At 40.6% G+C, this 20,163-nt stretch carries 21 protein-coding genes, 1 other RNA gene and 1 riboswitch; of the genes, 4 read left to right on the plus strand and 18 right to left on the minus strand.

All coding sequences use genetic code 11. The features are described from left to right. Positions 1-75: 75 nt before the first annotated feature. The 16 genes from ACZSMY_RS05875 to ACZSMY_RS05950 form a co-directional block, all read right to left on the minus strand. Positions 76-1,188, minus strand: coding sequence for an ABC transporter permease (locus ACZSMY_RS05875; protein ID WP_193062034.1), 1,113 nt, complete (start codon positions 1,186-1,188; stop codon positions 76-78). After that, positions 1,185-2,441, minus strand: a complete 1,257-nt coding sequence (locus ACZSMY_RS05880) for an ABC transporter permease (RefSeq protein ID WP_256706209.1) — start codon at positions 2,439-2,441, stop codon at positions 1,185-1,187. The genes ACZSMY_RS05875 and ACZSMY_RS05880 overlap by 4 nt, the downstream gene beginning before the upstream one ends. A 12-nt stretch (positions 2,442-2,453) precedes the next feature. Beyond that, positions 2,454-3,386 (minus strand): ABC transporter ATP-binding protein, encoded by a 933-nt coding sequence (locus ACZSMY_RS05885; RefSeq protein WP_042533733.1) that lies wholly within the window; start codon positions 3,384-3,386, stop codon positions 2,454-2,456. 184 nt (positions 3,387-3,570) lie between these two features. After that, positions 3,571-4,386, minus strand: coding sequence for a cytochrome c oxidase assembly protein (locus tag ACZSMY_RS05890; protein WP_256706208.1), 816 nt, complete (start codon positions 4,384-4,386; stop codon positions 3,571-3,573). Between the two features lie 113 nt (positions 4,387-4,499). Continuing rightward, entirely contained in the window at positions 4,500-5,138 is a 639-nt protein-coding gene (locus ACZSMY_RS05895) for a response regulator transcription factor (RefSeq protein ID WP_193062030.1), read from the minus strand. A gap of 28 nt (positions 5,139-5,166) precedes the next feature. After that, a complete protein-coding gene (locus ACZSMY_RS05900) occupies positions 5,167-6,240 on the minus strand; it encodes a sensor histidine kinase (RefSeq protein WP_193062029.1) in 1,074 nt (357 codons plus the stop codon). Positions 6,241-6,257: 17 nt separating this feature from the next. Next, complete coding sequence (locus ACZSMY_RS05905) at positions 6,258-6,773, minus strand: DNA-deoxyinosine glycosylase (protein ID WP_193062028.1); 516 nt, start codon at positions 6,771-6,773, stop codon at positions 6,258-6,260. Positions 6,774-6,826: 53 nt separating this feature from the next. After that, positions 6,827-7,387, minus strand: coding sequence for a maltose acetyltransferase domain-containing protein (locus ACZSMY_RS05910; RefSeq protein ID WP_256706206.1), 561 nt, complete (start codon positions 7,385-7,387; stop codon positions 6,827-6,829). Further along, on the minus strand, positions 7,387-7,785 hold the full coding sequence (locus tag ACZSMY_RS05915) for a hypothetical protein (protein WP_042533726.1): 399 nt from the start codon (positions 7,783-7,785) through the stop codon (positions 7,387-7,389). Before ACZSMY_RS05915 ends, ACZSMY_RS05910 begins: the two co-directional genes overlap by 1 nt. Before the next feature lie 258 nt (positions 7,786-8,043). Beyond that, complete coding sequence (locus tag ACZSMY_RS05920; protein WP_042533724.1) at positions 8,044-9,348, minus strand: nucleobase:cation symporter-2 family protein; 1,305 nt, start codon at positions 9,346-9,348, stop codon at positions 8,044-8,046. Beyond that, positions 9,345-9,932, minus strand: coding sequence for a xanthine phosphoribosyltransferase (locus ACZSMY_RS05925; protein WP_042533723.1), 588 nt, complete (start codon positions 9,930-9,932; stop codon positions 9,345-9,347). Before ACZSMY_RS05925 ends, ACZSMY_RS05920 begins: the two co-directional genes overlap by 4 nt. Positions 9,933-10,046: 114 nt before the next feature. Next, a riboswitch (purine riboswitch) is annotated at positions 10,047-10,148 on the minus strand. Between the two features lie 107 nt (positions 10,149-10,255). Beyond that, positions 10,256-10,630, minus strand: a complete 375-nt coding sequence (locus tag ACZSMY_RS05930) for a VOC family protein (protein WP_042533722.1) — start codon at positions 10,628-10,630, stop codon at positions 10,256-10,258. Between the two features lie 170 nt (positions 10,631-10,800). Further along, positions 10,801-11,550 carry an SDR family NAD(P)-dependent oxidoreductase gene (locus tag ACZSMY_RS05935; protein WP_368901619.1) on the minus strand — a complete coding sequence of 250 codons (750 nt, stop codon included), beginning with the start codon at positions 11,548-11,550 and terminating at the stop codon, positions 10,801-10,803. A gap of 199 nt (positions 11,551-11,749) precedes the next feature. After that, positions 11,750-11,937: non-coding RNA, 6S RNA (gene ssrS / locus ACZSMY_RS05940), on the minus strand. Positions 11,938-12,069: 132 nt separating this feature from the next. Continuing rightward, a complete protein-coding gene (locus ACZSMY_RS05945) occupies positions 12,070-12,684 on the minus strand; it encodes a 3'-5' exonuclease (RefSeq protein ID WP_042533719.1) in 615 nt (204 codons plus the stop codon). 6 nt (positions 12,685-12,690) lie between these two features. Next, entirely contained in the window at positions 12,691-13,647 is a 957-nt protein-coding gene (locus ACZSMY_RS05950; RefSeq protein ID WP_465147549.1) for an MBL fold metallo-hydrolase, read from the minus strand. A gap of 160 nt (positions 13,648-13,807) precedes the next feature. Here ACZSMY_RS05950 and ACZSMY_RS05955 point away from each other — a divergent pair, with 160 nt between their 5' ends. After that, positions 13,808-14,011 carry a hypothetical protein gene (locus ACZSMY_RS05955; protein ID WP_368901617.1) on the plus strand — a complete coding sequence of 68 codons (204 nt, stop codon included), beginning with the start codon at positions 13,808-13,810 and terminating at the stop codon, positions 14,009-14,011. A 102-nt stretch (positions 14,012-14,113) separates the two neighbouring features. Here the strand turns inward: ACZSMY_RS05955 and ACZSMY_RS05960 are convergent, their stop codons facing one another. Both ACZSMY_RS05960 and proB read right to left on the minus strand, forming a co-directional pair. Next, the gene (locus ACZSMY_RS05960; RefSeq protein ID WP_368901616.1) at positions 14,114-15,361 is read right to left on the minus strand and encodes a glutamate-5-semialdehyde dehydrogenase; all 1,248 of its coding nucleotides are present in this window, start codon (positions 15,359-15,361) and stop codon (positions 14,114-14,116) included. Further along, entirely contained in the window at positions 15,358-16,476 is a 1,119-nt protein-coding gene (gene proB, locus ACZSMY_RS05965; protein WP_042533711.1) for a glutamate 5-kinase, read from the minus strand. The genes ACZSMY_RS05960 and proB overlap by 4 nt, the downstream gene beginning before the upstream one ends. 500 nt (positions 16,477-16,976) lie before the next feature. Here proB and ACZSMY_RS05970 point away from each other — a divergent pair, with 500 nt between their 5' ends. From ACZSMY_RS05970 to ACZSMY_RS05980, 3 genes are all read left to right on the plus strand, one after another. Next, entirely contained in the window at positions 16,977-17,741 is a 765-nt protein-coding gene (locus tag ACZSMY_RS05970) for an NRDE family protein (protein WP_289584604.1), read from the plus strand. A gap of 65 nt (positions 17,742-17,806) precedes the next feature. Then, positions 17,807-19,150: a cytochrome ubiquinol oxidase subunit I gene (locus ACZSMY_RS05975; protein WP_042533707.1), complete on the plus strand. Its 1,344-nt coding sequence runs from the start codon at positions 17,807-17,809 to the stop codon at positions 19,148-19,150. Continuing rightward, positions 19,147-20,160 (plus strand): cytochrome d ubiquinol oxidase subunit II, encoded by a 1,014-nt coding sequence (locus ACZSMY_RS05980; RefSeq protein ID WP_193062024.1) that lies wholly within the window; start codon positions 19,147-19,149, stop codon positions 20,158-20,160. The genes ACZSMY_RS05975 and ACZSMY_RS05980 overlap by 4 nt, the downstream gene beginning before the upstream one ends. Positions 20,161-20,163: the final 3 nt, after the last annotated feature.

The following is a 20,163-nucleotide window of genomic DNA, read 5'->3' on the forward strand; positions in this document are numbered from 1 at the left end:
ATCGTACATACACAAATAAACGTATAAGGCTTTGTTAGCGCACAAAGCCTTATACGTTTTACACATGCTGTTTGATTAAATATGTCGTCTTTCCATTAAATGAATGCCTAGTCCGGTAAATAAGACAGTCATCAATGTTAAAATACTGATTGGCTGCAGGAGCTCTGTAAAGGAATAACCGTACACTGCTGCTCCCTGAATAATATCTAAACCATATTTGATTGGATTCAAATTTGCTAAAAACAGCAGGACAGGATTGCTGACAATTTCTAACGGCCAAAATGCGCCGCCAATCATGGCTAAACTTACTGTAATAATACTGATCGCTGCATTAAACTGCTCCACATTTTTAACAAGTGCTGTAATCAAAATAGACATAGCAACAATAGCTAAAGCATATGGAATCAGCATCAGTAAAATTTCAATCATTCGATCATTAAAGGTAATTCCCCGCCAGAAATAGAAGAAACTAAAAATAATTATAATTTGCAGATAGCCTTCTATAAAACTGTAAAACAGGTTCGCAATATACATTTCTGATTTCTTAATTGGCGATAAAATCATCCGGTCCCAGACACCCATTCTTTTTTCTGTCAGGATTTTGACTACCCCATACGCGATGGTATAAATAGCGAAAAATAATGCAAAGCCGCCCACACGATGTACATTATCATCATATTGCCAGGATTCCTCTCCTGAAAAGCTGTGTACCGACAAATCAAATGTACCTTCCGAGGCAGCTTCCTGGTAGGATGAAACGACTTGATCGGCTTCCATTCCTTCTGCGTCTGCTGCCTCCCGGATTAATGCCTCTTGCATATCTGTTGTATATACTTCCTGGACCGTCTGTTGGATCAGACCTGCATTCGGAGATTCTACTCCTACTAAAATATCAAAACGATCCACAGATAAGATAACGCCCGTATCTGCATCCCCTTCCCTTAACTCTTCTTGCAATGCTTCTTTATCAACTTCATAAAAACGAAAGGCTTCCTGCTCCTCCAGAGATTGCTGGTAATCACTTGCTCCATCTTCCACATAGACAGGAACTGGAATTCCACCGCCTCCTTCCCCTACATTTAAAGAAGAAATAACCCAGGCAAAGACAATCGACATTCCTGTAAAAAGGAGAAAAGTAAATGGATTACGAATAAACTCCCTTATCCGTGCTAATAATATGCCTTTCATCGTGTGGACCCCCTTTTTGGAAAGCTTATCGCAGCAACTATAATCATCAGAGCACCAAAACCAATCATGTAAATAAGATAATTCGAAATTTCCTCTATGCCGCTTCCCTGGAGTAACTGAATATAAGCACTTAATCCAGAGCCGTTCGGTGTCATATTACCGATACGCTGAATCATTTCCGATAATTCTCCAATCGGGAAAAAGCTCCCTCCGATAAATGCCAAAATAGAAGTAACAACCCCTGAGAAAAAGCCAACAATCGCATCTGATTTAAAACGATAGCTGATAGCCGTTAATAGTACGGTGATTCCACCTACTGCAACAGCATAGGAAAAGGTAGTTAACAAAAATGCCAGCACATCCTGAAATGTGACTTGGAAAACAACATAAGAAAAACCAAAAATAATCAATAGCTGAATAAAGGCAATGATCATACCAGAAATTAGGATACTGAAGAAGTACATCCATCTCGGCATATCACCGACAATAATACGGTCAAACACCTGATCCTGCCTTTCCCTGGTTGCAAAGAAACCAATGGTAGAAGCAACATATAACCCGGTAAAAACTGCCATGGCAACCGTATAATAATCACGAGAGGAAATCGGATCCAGCTGTTCAATCTGTGTCTGCTCGCCAACGTTTGAGGCAGCCTGCATTTCATTCATATCTACATCCAAATCATTTTGCTGCAGAAAGGCCTGCGTAGTCAGATTCTCATCAAATTGCTCCAAAATTTGTGATAAGACAGATGAATAGATTCCATCCTCCTGATTGACATGCAGCGTTAAATCTGGTTTGGCAGTGTCCTGCCCTGAGATAGCCTGCAGCATATCATAGGTGAAATTTTCTGGTACTTCGATTAAACCGGAAAAGGAATCATCCGCCAGCACATCTGCTTTTTCGTCTTCCTGTATAACCTCTAATTCAATCATTTCCTGCAAATCTTCCCCTTGAAAAATATCCTCCCGGAGCATCGTAATCATATGCAGGTCTTCGCTGTCACCAAACGCCTCTGCCGGCGCACCAATTGCTTCCATTTCATTGATAAATCGCTCGACCTGATCCGCTTCATCTTCATGCTCCAGCCAGGCTACTTTTAATTCAAGCTTTGGACTGCCGCTTTCCATAAACCCTGCCAATGCAAAGCTTAAAATAAGAATAAGGATAATCGGCAACCCCAGAAGTAAAAAAATCTGGACAGGATTACGCCATAGCAGGAGCAATTGTTTTTTAACTAGTTGAAATATCATAGCAATCCTCCTCTAATCACGTAATGCTCTTCCGGTTAAGTGCAGGAATACATCCTCCAGCGTTGGGGACTTCACATGCAGCGAGCGTAAAGAAATATCATATTTATCCGTCATCGAAATAATTTCAGAAAACAAATTGACTTCCTTTGGCGTAATTAATGTAATCTCTTTTTCTTCCACATGCACATTTGTCACCGATTCATGGTCCTTCAAACGGGCAATAAATGCTTCACTCCAATGGTCAGCCTGGATTGAAATCGTATTTTCGGAAGAAAGAATCTGCTTGATTTCCTCCTTCGTCCCAGAAGCAATTAAATTCCCCTGATCCATAATATAAATACGGTCACACAGATAATCTACTTCTTCCATGTAATGACTTGTATAGACGACCGTCATTTGATTTTCTTTGTTCAAACGTTTGACAGTCTCCAAAATATAGCTTCTGGATTGCGGGTCGATGCCGACAGTCGGTTCATCCATAATTAAAATTTGAGGGCTGTGGAGCATAGCTACCCCAATATTCAACCGTCTTTTCATCCCTCCGGAAAAAGACTCTACCAGCGCTTTTCGCTTCTCTGTTAAACCAATTTGCTCTAAAATCTCATTCACCCGCTGTTTTAAAGTTGAGCCCTTCAAACGATAAATTCTTCCAAAGAAAAGCAGGTTTTCTTCCGCCGATAACTGCGGATAAAGTGCGATTTCCTGCGGTACAACCCCAATGGCTTTCCGTAATGGAGATGGCTTTTTAATGACAGACTTTTTCAAAAACCGGACGTCTCCCTGTGTCGGCTCAATCAATGTAGAAAGGATAGAAATAGCCGTTGATTTACCAGCTCCGTTCGGACCGAGCAGACCGACGATTTCTCCCTGTTCAATAAACATATTTAATGCCTTTACTGCTTCTATTTTTTTAAAATGCTTTGAAATATCAACTAATTCCAGCATGTTAGCCCCTCCTGTCAAATCTACTTATATTTTATCGTCTTCCCGAGCAAAGCAACACTTTCCTCCGTCACTAATCGGATGGAAAAAAAGTGACTCCAGTCATTTTTTCATCCAACACTTCTTCTTTCCTTGCTTAACACAAAAACAGCAGAACTGATTTTCAGCTCTGCTGTCATTAAGTAATTCATCCTTTTTCATTTTTAAATTGCCTTTGAGACCAAACCAGCGTAATAACGAATACGAGTGCGATGCTGAACAGAAAAATCAAAATTCCCATCTGCTGCTCATAAACCGGGTCAAAAGGCAGAAAACCAATATAGAATTCATCCGGCATTTGCAAATCGACCGGAATACATACGCGTAAGGACTCTAGAAAAACAGCCGGATCCTTGTAGGTTTGATAAATGCCTGAACCTGCTAAAAGACCATAAAAGCAATAGGGTAAGAATGCAGATATTTGAACGGCCGTTGCATACCATCTGACACGATTATTCAGCCAATAATAGAAAAATGCAGCCCAGAAATTCAATGCAGCCAAAAACAGACACATCATAAAGAAATGATTCCAGTACAGCTCTATACGGGCAATATCAAACATAAATGGCAGATGATAACCGTAAAAAAAGACCGTCAGCAGGGTAATAGCTACTGCAGGCTTCCGGAAATAAGCAAGTGCGCTTTGTATCCAGCTGATTTTTTCACTGATCCACGATTTTGGCCTCCATCCAATAACAAGCAAGGGAGCCGCAACAAAAAGTAAACCGACAATTTGATACATATGTGCCTGCAGGGTCAGCCTGCCAATAATATTTAATGGACTTCCCACAGACAAAAATAAGACAACCATGCCGAAGAGAAAAGAGATAATATAAAGCATACCGCTCTTTCCCTTGGAAGGAATCATAAAAAAATAACAAACAATCATAAATGCACAAAACAAAAAGATTCCGCCATTCCACAGGGTTGAAAAATGAAATTCATCTAAAAATATTGCAATCATCTCTTCTTCACCAAACTTTTATTTAAGGTTACTTCTATTTTAAATTATGTAACGGCGGACTTCAGCAGGGAATTCGTACAATTTCTTGACATTCGTTCTTGAAACTTCCTCATTTACGAAATATCATGAGTAACCGCATAAATGGCAAGCTGCGTCCGGTCACGTAAATCAGTCTTTTGCAGAATAACAGAAATATGATTTTTTATCGTTCCTATAGAAAGATACAATTCAGCAGCGATTTCTTTATTCGTTTTTCCCTGTCCAACCTTCTGAATAATTGCTCTTTCCCTTTCTGTTAGCTCAATATTTGCTGCAGCGCTTGTTTTTTTAGATTGCTTTAACAATCTCGGCATTACTTTCGCGGTCACCTCATCATGCAGCACCAAGCCGCCTTTCATCACGCTGTAAACTGCTTCAATAAGCTTTTTGCCGTCAGAGGTTTTCAACAAAAAACCGCTTGCTCCTTCATTCAGTGCTTTCAGTGCATATTCATCGTCATTAAAGGTCGTCAGAATGAGAATAGGCACATCCGGCCACCGCTCTTTGATTTTTCTAGTCGCCTCAATACCGTTCATATCCGGCATCCGGATGTCCATAAAAACAATGTCAACACGATGCGCGCTCATCTTTTCCATCGCCTCGATGCCATTACTTGCTTCACAGCTTATCCGAATTTGCTCATCCTGCTCCAAGATCATACGCAGCCCTTGACGTACGATTTCCTGATCCTCCACAAGCATCACGTGGAACATACATTATCATCTCCTTCCGTCATCAATATCAGCTGGGAATCCTTCCTGATAAAACAAACTTATCAGGTAACTGAAGAATCTCTAATTTCCCATCGAATTCCTCCACACGACTTTGCATATTTGTCAGACCAAATCCTGGTTCATATGCTTTTACTTGATGTATTTTATTACTGATTTCAAAATGGATTGCCTTATCTGCAGATTTACTTAAAGTTACAAAAACCTCACGGCTGTTGGCATGACGCATGGCATTGGTAATCCCTTCCTGAATCACCCGATAAAGAACAACACTTTTAGCATTAGAAATCGGCACGGATAAAACCCCGTTCTTCATCGTGAAATGCACATTCAAATGACTTTCACTTTCCAACTTCCGAATCAGCTGGACGACCGTTGCGATACCTTCCGATTCCTCCACTTTTAAAGCTTTGACAGCATCCCTGGTTTCCTGCAGGCTTCTGTTTGCCAATTCCTTCATCTGTCCAACTTCCAGCTCTGGATATTGAATCGACAGCATCTCTATCTGCATCATTAATGCAGTCAAATGATGTCCGACAGAATCATGCATATCTCTGGCGATACGTGCTCTTTCCTCTGTTTTTGCATTTTTCTCCGCATCCACATGCTGCCGTTTCAGCTGCCTGTAGGAATCATTCAACTCCTCGTATAAACGCTTATAATACTGGTTATGACTCCATTGCTGATGCAGAAGAATGCTTATTGTCAAAATAAAAATGCTTCCAAGAAATAATTCAAGGGAAATCGATGAAAAAAAAGAAAAGAACATACACGCTGCTATTGCTGCAGCTGACAGCGTATAATATGCCAGTGTTTCTACCTGCCTGGCAGCTAACACCAGCAAAAACCATATTAAACTGATAGAAAATAAAACATTTTCCGAGAAAAAGAAACCGGCGCATAGAATAATGATGGTATTGCCTAAGAAAAGATACAGATTCTTCGTTCGAAACGATAAGAGAAAGAAAAAAGCCAGACTCAGTGCAAATAAAAAGAAATGATAAGGGATAAATGTACTGTTAAATAAGAGTAATCCAACCCATAATATTGAAAAAAACAGAAATTGCAGCCAAAATTGTTTCATCCTGTCCCCCTCTGGATTTACGACCTTATATCCTCTAAATAGGTAGTAACTACACGCCAGACTTCTATCTTCTCTTCAAATGTTTTATTATATTTTCCGGGAACAGGGCTTGTAGAAGGAAGCTTTATCACATCGATTTCCTGCTGGAGCGCCGGAGCAATAAACTTATGGAACATTTGATATGCTTTTGTTCCATTACAAGCGATCAGCTGAATAGAAGGATATGCCTTTAAAAGTCCTGCAATATCATTCGGCTCTTCTTCTTCAATATGCATATCCAGACTTCCTTGCCGATAGCAATAGCCGACAGTATCCCATAACGCCAAGTGATGCTTTTTCATTAAATGTAATTTTTCAGAATACGTATCTGCGGCTCTTTCATTTAAAATATGATACATAATCGGCCAGAAATGATTTCTGGGATTTCCATAATATTCTTGTTCTTTTAATGACTTTTTACTTGGCATGGAACCGACAATCAGCACTCTAGGCTGATTACCGATAACCGGCGCAAATGATTGAAGCTTATCCATGATAGCCCTCCCCCTGAACCCTGTTTTTAAAAGATTGTTTAACAAACACATCTTTACAATTCTACACTTTTAATAAACTTAGCCGGATTTCCTCCGTAAACAACGTTTGCAGGAACATCCTTTGTTACGACAGAGCCTGAAGCAATCACTGCATTATCTCCAATCGTTACACCAGGATTAATGATTGCCCCGCCGCCAATCCATACATTATCACCTATGGTTACTGCCTTACCAAATTCTTTTCCGGAGTTACGCTCTACGGGATTGATTGGATGCGTTGCTGTATAAATATGTACACCTGGGGCCAGCATGCAATTGTCACCAATTCGTATCGGGCAAACATCTAACATAACACAGTTAAAGTTTGCATAAAAATTTTCCCCAACATGAATGTTAAAACCATAATCACAATGAAAATCAGGTTCAATAAACAGAGATCCCTCTGTTGAGCCAAATATTTCTTTCAGACAGCTTGTCCGTCTTACCGTATCATCCTCTGTCAGCCCGTTATAATAACGCATCATCTTTCTGACATGCAGCCGGTCCTTTACTAATTCACTATCTCCCGGATTATATATTTCCCCTGCCTGCATCTTCTCTCTTTCTGTTGTCATTACATCTCCTCTTTCATTTTGTTTTTGTCCTGTTTCCGAACACGGTTTTTAACCCATTGAATCATTCTTTTTACTTTGGGGAACAGAAACTCATATAGCCGCTTAAATTCTGCACCAAATAAGACCCAAAAAAGGATATACAGATGCCCTAATAAGAGAAAGACTCCTATACCGCTTCTTCCTCTGGCCTGCTGCCATATATATGCTATTTCATTCATACCCTCTGGACGATTAATGCTATATAGAAAGCCTGCAAGCGGTAATAACAGAGATAAAATAATAGCTAGAACGGCCAACACTTCAAATCGTCTTCTCACCCATTGGATAATACCAATCATCAATGCAGCTGATATAACCAGACCGTAGATAAGGAGCGTGCCGTTTGATAAATCAGTCATCCCGATGACTCCTCCTTCCATTTTTCAAGGAAAACTTGACATTCATTAAAGGAGCGTTGAAATCATATTTTTACTTTCTTAGAATCCCTTATACGCTTCATATCATGTCCAACATACGTTATTCCTTAAATTCTCTATACATTCTTAAAATACATGAAAATATATACTTCGATTTTAGCGTAACCCGGTCTTGAATTCCAGTAATCTTTGAAACAACAATTAAAAAACTGCCACCGAAGTGACAGTTTTAATGCTTATTTAAGATACTTCTTCAGCAAGCTCTCTTGTTCCAGTAACCTGCTTTTCTTTTTTACGCCGCGGTGTCATATTGAAAATTATATTTAATACAATCGCAGTAACACTTCCTGCAACAATGCCGTTGCTGGTTAAAATTTGCAATGAGTTTGGAAGTACATCAAATAATTCCGGCACGACTGTCACACCGAGACCCATTCCAATTGAACAAGCAATAATCATGGAATTCTCCGGCGACTCGGATATTACAGCACCAAGCATTTTTATGCCTTGTGCAACAACCATTCCAAACATCGCTAACATCGCTCCGCCCAGCACAGAGGTCGGAATAATCGTTGTCACGGCAGCAATCTTAGGGACAAATCCCAATACAATCAGCATCACCCCGGTAATCACAATGACACGTCTTTTTTTCACACCTGTCATCTGCATCAAACCGACGTTTTGAGAAAAGGCTGTGTACTGAAATGCGTTAAAGATTCCTCCAAGGAAAATCGCTAATCCCTCTGCACGATATCCTCTGGATAAATCTTTTTCATTTAATTTTTTATCCGTAATATCACCTAATGCAAAATAAACACCTGTTGATTCGACCAGTGACACCATCGCAACTAAAATCATTGTAATAATTGCCGACCATTCAAAGGTCGGTGTCCCAAAGTAAAATGGATGAACCATATGGAAATAAGAAGCCTCTGCAACAGCTGAAAAATCAACTCTTCCCATAAATGCAGCTGCAATCGTTCCTGCACCTAAACCAATCAGGATGGAAATGGATTTTAAAAATCCTGTTGTAAACCGGTACATTAAAATAATAAATAATAATGTTCCAAATCCAAGCGCGATATGCGCAGTTGATCCGAAATCGCCTGCTCCTTCTCCGCCGCCCAGATTATTAATGGCTACAGGAATCAAGGTAATTCCGATAATCGTTACAACGGAACCGGTAACGACTGGCGGAAAAAAGCGAACCAGCTTTCCAAAAAATCCGCTCACGACGACGACAAATAACCCGGATACAATAATCGCACCGTATATCGCCGTGATGCCATACTGTCCGCCGATAGCAATCATAGGAGCAACTGCGGTAAAGGTACACCCTAAGACAACCGGAAGTCCGATACCGATAAATTTGCTGTTTAATACTTGCAGCAGTGTCGCCACGCCGCACATTAAAATATCAATTGCTACCAAGTACGTTAATTGCTCTGTACTCAGTCCGAGAGCATCCCCGACAATCAGCGGAACTAAAATTGCTCCTGCATACATTGCTAATAGGTGCTGGAAACCTAATGCTGCCATTTTCATTGCCTGAGAGCCTCCTCTTTAAAAGCCACCTGATTATTTTCTAAGGAGTCAATAATAGCCAACGATTCTACTTTAATTCCTTTATCACGAAGTGCCTGTCCACCTTCTTGAAAGCCTTTTTCAATGACGATGCCGATACCGGCAACATCCGCCTTTGCCTGCTCTGCAATATCTATTAACCCAAGTGCTGCCTGGCCATTAGCCAGGAAATCATCAATAACCAGCAGGTTGTCGCCCTCTTTAATAAAATCATGGGAAACAGAAACCTTGCTTGTCGTCTGTTTTGTAAATGAATAAACCTCAGCAGTTAAGAGATTATCTGTTAACGTCAACGATTGACGTTTCCTTGCAAATATAACCGGAACACCAAGCTCCAGCCCTGCCATCGTCGCAGGAGCAATGCCTGAAGATTCCAACGTAAGAATTTTAGTTATCTTTTTGTCACGGAATCGATTCGCGAATTCCTTCCCGATTTCCTGCATTAATACAGGATCAACTTGATGATTTAAAAAAGCATCTACTTTTAACACGCTATCTGATAATACTTTTCCTTCTGTTACAATTTTTTCTTTTAGTAAATCCATGAATGATTCCTCCTAAAGTATTAAAAAGCTCGAAAATCTACCATGGAAAAAGTAGATTTTCGAGCTTTTTGTCGAATAATCAAGCAAGCGTGCATTGTTTTCAGACATAATACAAGCTTTTTAATACTTTTCCATAGTCAGTTTATTTACGGTAAACCGGTAGAAACTTGCAGGCCGTATCCCCACGATTATATGAAAAATATTCATTTTTGGGTTGAGTTAAAAAATAAAGAATGCCTATAGTATAGCACGTACAATCACAAAAACAAGCATAAGGGAAAAATTAAAATCTTTCTAATAATTCCGATTAAAAAATGCCTTTCTTATTTATTCTCCCATTCCAAAAATTCCAGCCTGTTTCCAAACGGGTCCTTGATATAGAATCTTCGCGCATTCGGAAGTTTACTGTCTCTTTTTGTCGGAAAGCCGGCATTTTCTAAATAAGTTTGCAACGCGTCGATTCCTGATACACTAAAAGCAGGATGTGCTTTTTTCATAGGGGAAAATGGTTCCTCGATTCCAATATGAAGCGCGATGTCTCCCTTGTTAAACCAGACCCCTCCATTTGCCTTTAGCGACTCCGGTTTTTCTTCTTCTGCAAACCCTAAAATATCACGGTAGAACTTTTTCGCTGTTTCCTCCGAACCCTTTGGTGCAGAAAGCTGAATATGATCTAATTTTTCTAATTGAAATGTCATGTTTGCTCTTCCTCCTTTGGATTGAAAGCTTATATCAAGCATAGCAGGATGAGGCGAGAAGTAAAAATCGTATTTTTGAATCTATTTGTATTTGTTTTACTTATTGGATAAAAGCTGCTAATCTCCCCCAATGAAAAAAATCTCCCTGTATCAGGAGACTTTTATTCAAATTATACACTTGTATATCCGCCGTCAACCAGCAAGCTTGCCCCTGTAATGAAAGAAGCTTCCTCACTTGCCAAGAATAGAACGGCATTCGCTACTTCCTCTGGTTTCCCAAGTCTTCCAATAGGATGAAGTCTTATTAAATCTTGCTTTGCTTCATCTGGCGCATCTTTGAGTAATGGCGTATCAATATAGCCAGGATTGACATTATTGATTCGGATTCCTTTTGCTGCATATTCTGCTGTAGCTGTCTGAGTCAGCAGCTTCACCCCGCCTTTTGCAGCTGCATAGGCGCTGACCCCGGCTTTGCCGACAAAGCCATGGATTGAATCGTTATTTACAATGGCGCCGCCCTTTTCTTGTTTTAACATTTGCTCAATCGCATATTTATTCGTTAGAAATACGCCTGTTAAATTAACGTCGATTACCTTCTGCCAATCCTTTAAAGACAATTCATGCAGGATCGTGCTGTTCCCGATTCCTGCATTTGCAAAAACGATGTCCAGACGGTCATATGCGGCAACTGTTTCCTGTATTAATTTTTGAATATCCACTTCATTAGTCACATCCGTTTGGATAAAAGTTGTCTTCAGTCCCTTATGATTGAGTTCATCTGACAGCTGTCTCCCTTTCTCGGACATATCAGAGAGTACTACCTTGGCACCCTGTTCAGCAAATTTCACTGCAGTTGCTTCTCCAATCCCGCTTGCTGCGCCTGTTACAATCACTACCTTATCATCAAATCGACTTGTCATTTTCAATACATCCTTTCTGTACTTCAGTTCAATTCATTAAATCGTATTGTTTCCAAGTCGGAAAAAGATAACCATTTTTTCCAAACTGATGCTAATGACAATGCAAATTTTCTCTTTCACCTTAATGAAAGAGAGCTTATTTAAAAATATAAAAATCCCGGGAGCGAGGCCGCTGCCGGGATAGGATAATAAATTATGTATACAGGCCACATTTGCCGTACCATGCAATAAAAAGTTTTAAACCACCACTTCGCAAAGTGGGTGTCCGCAGAAACCTTCCTGTCTTCCATTCCTTTATGACGGCTCGACATTTCAATTTCGATGTAAAACTCCCTATTCCAACATTAGAGGTTAAAACTTTTATTGATACGAACAATGTAGCTTGTAGAATTTATCATACGCCTTTTTTCTAAAAAAAGCAATGATAAGGATAGCCTAATTTTTTCTTTTTAAACAGTTAAAAAGTAACCATCTTTTTTGATTTCTGATATCAATTCCTGTGAAATCAAATTCTATTTTTTATAAATACAGCTTCGTTGATCCCCGCCCTGTCTTATTTTTAGAGCCTGTTTTGGGATAGCTTCGGCGTTTGCTGGCTTTTGACGCCAGCCATCTTTCTAAAAAGTGTTCCGCATTCCCATCCTGCTGTGCTTCCAGAGCCTTCATCAAAATAAACGCAGAAGCCTTTGCATCTTCTAAAGCGTGGTGATGAATTAATGGAATATCATGATAATCAGCTACTGTATGCAAGCGGTGATTTTCTAAATGTGGCCATACACGCTGGGATATTTTCACAGTGCATAAGGAAGTAAAGTCAGGATGTCTTAAATCATATTTTAATAGCGATTGACGCAGCACACTCATGTCAAAACTGGCATTATGCGCTACTATAATATGCCCTTCCAGTTTTTCATACAAGGCAGGCCACAGGTCTTCGAAAGTAGGCGCATCCTGCACGTCATCCTCTCTGATACCGTGAATCCGGATATTCATACTGCGAAAATCACTCATCGGGTTGATCAGGGAGTAATACTCGTCCAAAATCTCCTGCTCATCAAAACGGACCACACCTATTGAACAGGCACTGTTTCTTTTTTCATTGGCTGTTTCAAAATCAATTGCTGCAAACTTCATCTGTTATCAGCTCCTAATAGCTTGTAAATCTTTGGCCGGTAGTTCGTAAAAATTCTTCCCTTTTTTAGTCTGCACGTTTATTTTTGACTGTTCCTCTAAATAAATCAATCGTGTCAAGGTCGCCATAAATTGACTGGCAAAGGCAAGACTTTTCATCGGACCATACGCTTTTGTTGTTAATTTAAAAGCAGTCATTTCTTCCTCTTCCATCAGCTCCAATAATTGCTGCAGCCGTTTTTCATGACGTTGGAATATATCTGTTATCCGTTCATTTAGGTCTTCAATGATATCACCATGCCCCGGCAATGCCTGGCGTACCTGATAGCCCTTCAATAGCTCCAGTGCTTCAAAATAAGCTTCCAGCGGATTGTGTTCCTCTCCCATCCATAACCCGATTACCGGGGAAAGATGGTTTAATACATGATCACCAATAATCATGATTTCTGTTTCCGGCTGATAGAAGCAATAATGATCAGGTGCGTGGCCAGGCGTCCATATCGTCTGGTATGACCGGTTTCCGAGTGTTATTTCATCATTATCTTCAAAAAATCCTTTCGGCTCAAATTTATAAATATGGGATTCATCTCTTATTTTTAAAGGAATCGGCGGAGCTCCATGTTTTTTGATTAAACGCTTTATTCGATTTTTACGAGCTTTCGCATCTCTTCCCTTATGCATTTCTTCATAACCGCGTCTGGACACATACACAGGAATTTCATAGATTTCTTGAAACCAGCGAGCTAAGCCGATATGATCCTCATGCGTATGTGTCAGCACAAGCTTTTCAATTTTATACTTACTTAGAACACGCTCCCATAAAGCTTTTGTTTCTGGTGCATGGATTCCTGTATCAATCACGGTATAACCATTGTCGCCTTTGATAAGATAACTGCTTACCTCTCCCATAGCCCCTTTAAACCGGACAACAAGACGGTAAATGTCATCTGTTATTTGCTCTAGCATGTCGAACCTCTCTTTTCTGCATCCTTTATATTGTTATTCTATCGCGATTTCCTGCTTTTGCAAACTGAAAGATACTGACAATTGGCAATGACTTGGTGTCCAGCCTTTAAAGAATAACCAATTACTGGTAGTCTAAATAAGGTGAAAGGAGCGGATAAAATTGAAAAAAGATACATTGAATATTATCTTTGCAATTATCGTTTGCACTACGATTATTACCATTGGGAGTATTTTGGCTATACAAATTAATAACAATCATAAAGCGAACGAGCTGATTATTGAAAAGTGTATGGAGAACTTGCATGAAGAAGAAAGTGTTACATTGGAAAAAGAAGGGCTCTGGTCTCCCGTAGTCTGTGAATAATAATGTTGAAATTCAAATAAAAGCAGTTCATTTTAGCATATTTAATTTAGTGTTCTTCACAAAAGAAAGGGAGCGAAAACCGCTCCCTTCTACATTTATCTCTTATTCCCGAATTTGCCCTTCACCGGAAACAATAAATTTATTCGATGTTAATGCTTTTAAGCCCATTGGCCCTCTCGCATGCAGCTTTTGTGTGCTGATGCCAATTTCTGCACCAAACCCGAATTCAAAGCCATCCGTAAAGCGCGTAGAAGCATTATGGTACACCGTTGTTGCATCTACTTTTTGCTTGAAAGTTTCAGCGTGAGCTGCCGTTTCTGTAATAATTGCTTCTGAATGCTTCGTGCCATACGTATTAATATGATCAATTGCTTCATGCACATTCGCTACGGTTTTCACACTGATTTCTAAACCAAGATACTCCGTTCTCCAGTCTTCCTCTGCCGCCTCTTGAACAAAAGGTATCTTTTCTACAATACGTGCATCGCCATGAACTGTAACGCCCTGTTCCATCAAGGAAGCGATTAAATCATTTCCGTGCTGTTCAAACCAATCTGATTGAATAAGCAGCGATTCAATCGAATTACACACAGATGGTCTCTGCAGCTTCGCATTTAAAGTAATTTCCTTTGCCATCTCCGGATTTGCCGTATCATCAATATAAGCATGGCAGTTTCCGGCACCTGTTTCGATTACTGGAACACGTGACTCTCTGACAACGGTATCAATCAGGTTTTTCCCTCCACGCGGGATAAGCACGTCTAAATATGCGTTTAATCGAAATAGTTCACTTGCGGTTTCTCTGCTTGTATCCTCAATTAATTGAATCGCATCAGGAATAACCGCACTGTCTTCCAATGCTTCATGGATTACCTTGACAATTGCCAAATTGGAATGAATCGCAGATGAGCTGCCTCGTAGGATAATGGCATTTCCTGTTTTAACAGCAAGTGTTGCTGCATCAACAGTGACATTTGGTCTTGCTTCGTAAATCATGCCGACAACGCCGATTGGGACACGTGTATTAATAATCTTTAGGCCATTATCCTTTTCAATCGTTTCAAGTACTTCGCCGATTGGATCAGTTAAATCAATAATTTGCAGAATCGCATCCGCAATGGCAGCAATACGCTGTTGATTTAATTCCACACGGTCAAGCAGTGACGCAGACAAGCCTTTCTCTTTTCCAGCCTGGATATCCAATCGATTGGCTGCAAGAATCGCTTCCTCATTTTTTCTCAAACCATTGGCAATTTTTAATAATGCTTCATTTTTTTCCTTCGTCGTGCATGTTCCAATTTGATAACTGGCTTTTTTAGCAAGCTTTCCTTTTTCGATTACTTCACTCATGATAATTCCCCTTTCATTGTCTCAAATGATACCCACTTGTCACGGTGGATCACCTCAATTGTCGGTACAGCGTGAATATAATCTGATTCACGCAATTTCATAACGGCATCTAATTCTTCGGAGGAACATTTCACCTGTCCTCTCCCTAATAAAGCGGACTTTCCATAAACCTCGACAACGTCCCCTTTTACAAAATAGCCCTCCACCGCCGTAATACCTGGGGAAAGCAAACTGCTGCCATGATACATTAAGGCTTTTTCTGCCCCTTCATCTATAACTACCCGGCCATCTAAATCCGAATGCAGGGAAATCCATTGTTTATTCGCCGGTAAATGCGCTTTTCTTTCACTGTCGATATAGGTGCCGTCGCCCTTCCCATCTAAAATAGCTGCCAGCTTCTCTTTTCCGTAACCCCGTCCAATAAATACCGGAATGCCCACGGAAGATGCCATTTTCGCAGCCATCAGCTTCGACTTCATCCCGCCTGTCCCTACTTTGGAGCCAGTCGCGTCTGTTTGTGCAATCAGCTCTGTGCTGAGCTTCATTAAATGGTCATAGCGTGTTGCGTCCGGATGTCTAGTGGGATTTTTATCATATATGCCATTGATATCAGTTAAAAGAATTAAATGATCCGCATGAATTAAACCGCCTACTAATGCAGAAAGCATATCGTTATCTCCAAACGTAAGCTCGTCAATGGCAATCGTATCATTTTCATTGATAATCGGGATGACCCGCCGCTCCAGCAATTCTTCCATTGTCGCATAAGCATTTCGATATCTCCCCTGATCAGAAAAATCACTTCTGGTCAAAAGGATTTGAGCAGCAGTAATATTGTATTCTTTTAGCTTTTCCATATAGGTCTGAATCAGCAGACCCTGACCGACTGCCGCTGCAGCCTGCTTTCCTTTTTGCGTAACAGGTCTTGAAGAATAGCCCAGCTGCTTAAACCCTGCAGCAATTGCTCCCGAGGAAACCAAAATCACTTCCATATTATTCTGATGAAGCAGCGCGAGGGCATGCACATGATCCTCCAGCTGCTGTTGGTCAATTTCCCCATGCGTATTAGTTAACGAGCTGCTTCCTATTTTAACGACAATACGTTTTGCTGCCATTGTCATCCCACCTCTCACTTTCTAAAAACATTTCAACCAGGCAATAAAAAAACTCCTCCATCCCTTATAAACAGAAGGGACGAAAGAGTTTACTTCCGCGGTACCACCACAACTTAAATACGATTCTTTAACTGCGCCCGCCTGGACAACCGTATTTCACTTATTCCGAGATAACGTTCGGAAGACGCTTATGTTTTGCATAAGACTGATAAAGGCAGGTTCAGTAAATCAACAATGAGGAATCTCACAGCATTGGACAAATGCAATTAAAATTTGCTTCTATCCTCTGATTCCATCTCTGTCATTGTGACGGCTTACTTACTAGTCCTTCCATAACGTTCGATGTATTGATATTAATTATTATCAGATTTTTTCTCGTTGTCAATAGAGAAATGCATTTTATTTCAGGGAATGCGATAACATTGATTCTAAAATATCAGAAAAGTATACTGAAGACAAGCTATTCATTCGATATTAAAAGAAAAAGGAGGAGCTATTCCATGTGCTTAATCACCTTTGCCTATCATGCACATCCAAAATATAAATTCATTTTACTCAGTAACCGGGATGAATTTTTTCATAGACCAACGCTCCCGGCAGCTTTTTGGGATGACATGCCGGATATTCTGGCCGGCAGAGATTTGCTCCAGCTGGGAACCTGGCTGGCCGTTTCCAAGCAGGGGAAATTTGCTGCGGTGACCAATTATCGGGACCCTTCTCTTCCAGCATCTAAGACATTTTCCCGCGGAGAACTCCCGGTAGATTTTTTGTTACAGAATTTTGACGGGGAATTGTTTTTAGAGCACCTTTCAAAAAATCGTCATAACTACGCCGGATATAACATTCTTTTCGGTGACAAGGACACTTTGTATCACTATAATAATGTGTATAATCAGGGTTCTAAGATAAAAGCAGGGGTTCATGGATTAAGCAACGATACGCTAAATACCCCCTGGCCAAAAGTCGAACATTCTAAAAAGGAACTGACGGATTATATTCAGTCACACCCGGAAATGAAAACAGAAGATTTATTACACAGCTTACAAAACAGGACACAAGCTGACAGCGAACTTCTGCCCCAGACAGGGATTCGTGCAGATTTAGAAAAAGCATTGTCTTCCATCTTTATCGAAACACCTGATTATGGCACCCGAGCATCCACTATTGTACTCATCGATCACCATAACAAGCTGACCTTTATTGAAAAAACGTATGATCAGGAGGAATTTCTTCAGCAATATGAATTTTTGACAGAATCTGATTAAAACTGCATACACAGGGAATGTTAAAAAAATAGAGTAAAAAAACACATAATAGAGGAGGTTGACCCATGACCTTATTTGAGGATCCGGCGTATGCCAGCCGAATGCTGACGCTGTTGACATTATCATTTCATATTATTTATGCCACAATCGGTGTCGGTGTTCCTTTAATGATTATGATTGCCCAGTGGATCGGGATTAAAAATAACGATAATCATTACCTGTTGATGGCCAGACGCTGGGCGAAAGGATTTGTTGTTACCGTTGCTGTCGGAGTAGTAACAGGTACGATTATCGGACTTCAATTATCTCTGCTGTGGCCGAGCTTTATGGAATTAGCAGGAAATATTATCGCGATGCCATTATTTATGGAAGTGTTCGCCTTTTTCTTTGAAGCGATTTTCTTAGGAATTTATTTATATACATGGGATCGTTTTGACAATCCGAAAAAACACTTGCTTTTATTGATTCCGGTAGCTGTCGGCGGCGGTATGTCAGCTTATTTTATCACCGTGGTGAATTCATTTATGAACAGCCCGGCAGGCTTTGACATCATAGGCGGAGATTTGGTTAATGCGAATCCGGTTCTGGCCATGTTTACTGTATCCATGCCGACTAAGGTTGCTCATGTGCTGTCTACAGCCTATATGACGATTGCCTTTATGTTCGCTGCGATTGCGGCATTCCGGCTGCTTCAAAAGAAAAATCAGGAGTATCATAAAAAGTCCCTGCATATGGCTATGAAGATTGGTTTAATCTTTGCAATCGCAACAGCTTTGATCGGTGATTTATCCGGTAAATACTTAGCAGAATATCAGCCCGAAAAGCTGGCTGCGGCAGAATGGCATTTTGAGACAAGCACGGAAGCGCCATTAGTGATGTGGGGCGTGTTAGATGAAAATAATGAAGCCAATTATGCCCTGCATATTCCTTATGCCTTGAGTATTCTTGCACATGGCTTCCCGAGTTCAGAAGTAACCGGTCTGGAGGAATTTCCGGCGGAAGAACAGCCTCCGCTCGTCATCCATTATTTCTTTGATACGATGGTCACCATCGGGATGTTTATGATTGCCTTATCTCTGCTTTACTGGTTTGGAATGCGGAGAAAATGGGCGTTCGTTGAAAAAACATGGTACCGCTGGCTGATCGTCGCAGGCGGACCGCTCTCCTTCTTAGCCATTGAAGCCGGCTGGTGGATGGCGGAAGTCGGGCGCCAGCCATGGATTTTAAGAGGGCTGATGACCATTGAGGAAGCTGCTACAACAAGTGATTATGTCGGCTGGATGTTTGTGTTATTTGCCATCCTTTACCTTATTCTGGGTGTCGGAACGGTTGTTGTATTAACGTATATGTTCCGGAAAAACCCGGTTGAAAAAGATTTAGAACGTATGCAAGGTGGTGACGAATCATGATATTAGAAATTATCGGTATTTCCGTACTCTGGTTATTCTTATTTGGTTATATCATTGTTGGATCCATTGATTACGGAGCTGGCTTTTTCAATGCCTACAGCATCGTTACCGGAAAGCAGCATATTCTTTCGAAAATCATTCAGCGTTACCTGTCCCCTGTCTGGGAGGTTACCAATGTATTCTTTGTCTTCTTCTTTGTCGGAATCGTCGGCTTCTTCCCGCAGTCTGCTTACTATTTCGGAACCATTTTACTGATTCCGGGCAGCTTGGCACTGATTTTACTGGCAATACGGGGTTCTTATTATGCATTTGAATCCTACGGAAAACAGGGGCATAAAGGATATGCCATTATGTACGGGCTGTCCGGGTTGCTTATTCCGGCTTCCCTGTCGATTGTTCTGACCATTTCGGAGGGTGGCTTTGTCTTTATGGAGGATGGAAATCCGGTCTTAGATTACAGCGCCCTGTTTTTCAGCCCGTTAACCTGGTCCATTGTTGTTTTAAGTATTGTGGCTGTGCTATATATCTCAGCAGTGTTCTTAACCTGGTATGCAAATGAAACAGGCGATATGGATGCAACAAACTTAATGAGAAAGTACGCATTAGGCTGGTCCATTCCTTTGATTATTGCCGCTTCAGGAATAATTGTCGAGCTTTACTTCCATAACGAAGCTCATTTTGCAAATCTCTTAAGTCTCTGGTGGATGTTTGCCGTTTCCTTTGTGTTATGGATATTGACCGTCATCCTGATTTGGAAGCGCCGAAATTATGGAATAGCATTTTGGCTCCTTACCGGACAATTTGCCTTTGCTTTCTTCGGTTACGGGATAGCCCATTATCCATACCTTTTATACCCTCATATCAGCATTCATGAAGGGTTTACCAATCCGGCAATGGCCATCTCGCTTATCGTTGTCTTTATCTTAGGTATGGCGCTTTTAGTTCCGTCTCTGTATTTATTGTTAAAGCTATTCCTGTTTGATAAAAACTATATTAAAGGAAAGAAGTGATAA

The organism is Oceanobacillus sp. B139/18 (assembly GCF_055524595.1).

Coding starts and splice junctions, on each gene's coding strand:
- ACZSMY_RS05935 (WP_368901619.1), bottom strand. CDS start 11,550: ATGACAAGTCGATTTGATGATAAGGTAGTGATTGTAACAGGCGCAGCA.
- ACZSMY_RS05905 (WP_193062028.1), bottom strand. CDS start 6,773: ATGGATAAGCTTCAATCATTTGCGCCGGTTATCGGTAATCAGCCTAGA.
- ACZSMY_RS05875 (WP_193062034.1), bottom strand. CDS start 1,188: ATGAAAGGCATATTATTAGCACGGATAAGGGAGTTTATTCGTAATCCA.
- ACZSMY_RS05950 (WP_465147549.1), bottom strand. CDS start 13,647: ATGCTAGAGCAAATAACAGATGACATTTACCGTCTTGTTGTCCGGTTT.
- ACZSMY_RS05930 (WP_042533722.1), bottom strand. CDS start 10,630: ATGACATTTCAATTAGAAAAATTAGATCATATTCAGCTTTCTGCACCA.
- ACZSMY_RS05970 (WP_289584604.1), top strand. CDS start 16,977: ATGTGCTTAATCACCTTTGCCTATCATGCACATCCAAAATATAAATTC.
- proB (WP_042533711.1), bottom strand. CDS start 16,476: ATGGCAGCAAAACGTATTGTCGTTAAAATAGGAAGCAGCTCGTTAACT.
- ACZSMY_RS05880 (WP_256706209.1), bottom strand. CDS start 2,441: ATGATATTTCAACTAGTTAAAAAACAATTGCTCCTGCTATGGCGTAAT.
- ACZSMY_RS05895 (WP_193062030.1), bottom strand. CDS start 5,138: ATGTTCCACGTGATGCTTGTGGAGGATCAGGAAATCGTACGTCAAGGG.
- ACZSMY_RS05980 (WP_193062024.1), top strand. CDS start 19,147: ATGATATTAGAAATTATCGGTATTTCCGTACTCTGGTTATTCTTATTT.
- ACZSMY_RS05945 (WP_042533719.1), bottom strand. CDS start 12,684: ATGAAGTTTGCAGCAATTGATTTTGAAACAGCCAATGAAAAAAGAAAC.
- ACZSMY_RS05885 (WP_042533733.1), bottom strand. CDS start 3,386: ATGCTGGAATTAGTTGATATTTCAAAGCATTTTAAAAAAATAGAAGCA.
- ACZSMY_RS05890 (WP_256706208.1), bottom strand. CDS start 4,386: ATGATTGCAATATTTTTAGATGAATTTCATTTTTCAACCCTGTGGAAT.
- ACZSMY_RS05975 (WP_042533707.1), top strand. CDS start 17,807: ATGACCTTATTTGAGGATCCGGCGTATGCCAGCCGAATGCTGACGCTG.
- ACZSMY_RS05910 (WP_256706206.1), bottom strand. CDS start 7,387: ATGACAACAGAAAGAGAGAAGATGCAGGCAGGGGAAATATATAATCCG.
- ACZSMY_RS05900 (WP_193062029.1), bottom strand. CDS start 6,240: ATGAAACAATTTTGGCTGCAATTTCTGTTTTTTTCAATATTATGGGTT.
- ACZSMY_RS05920 (WP_042533724.1), bottom strand. CDS start 9,348: ATGAAAATGGCAGCATTAGGTTTCCAGCACCTATTAGCAATGTATGCA.
- ACZSMY_RS05960 (WP_368901616.1), bottom strand. CDS start 15,361: ATGAGTGAAGTAATCGAAAAAGGAAAGCTTGCTAAAAAAGCCAGTTAT.
- ACZSMY_RS05915 (WP_042533726.1), bottom strand. CDS start 7,785: ATGACTGATTTATCAAACGGCACGCTCCTTATCTACGGTCTGGTTATA.
- ACZSMY_RS05925 (WP_042533723.1), bottom strand. CDS start 9,932: ATGGATTTACTAAAAGAAAAAATTGTAACAGAAGGAAAAGTATTATCA.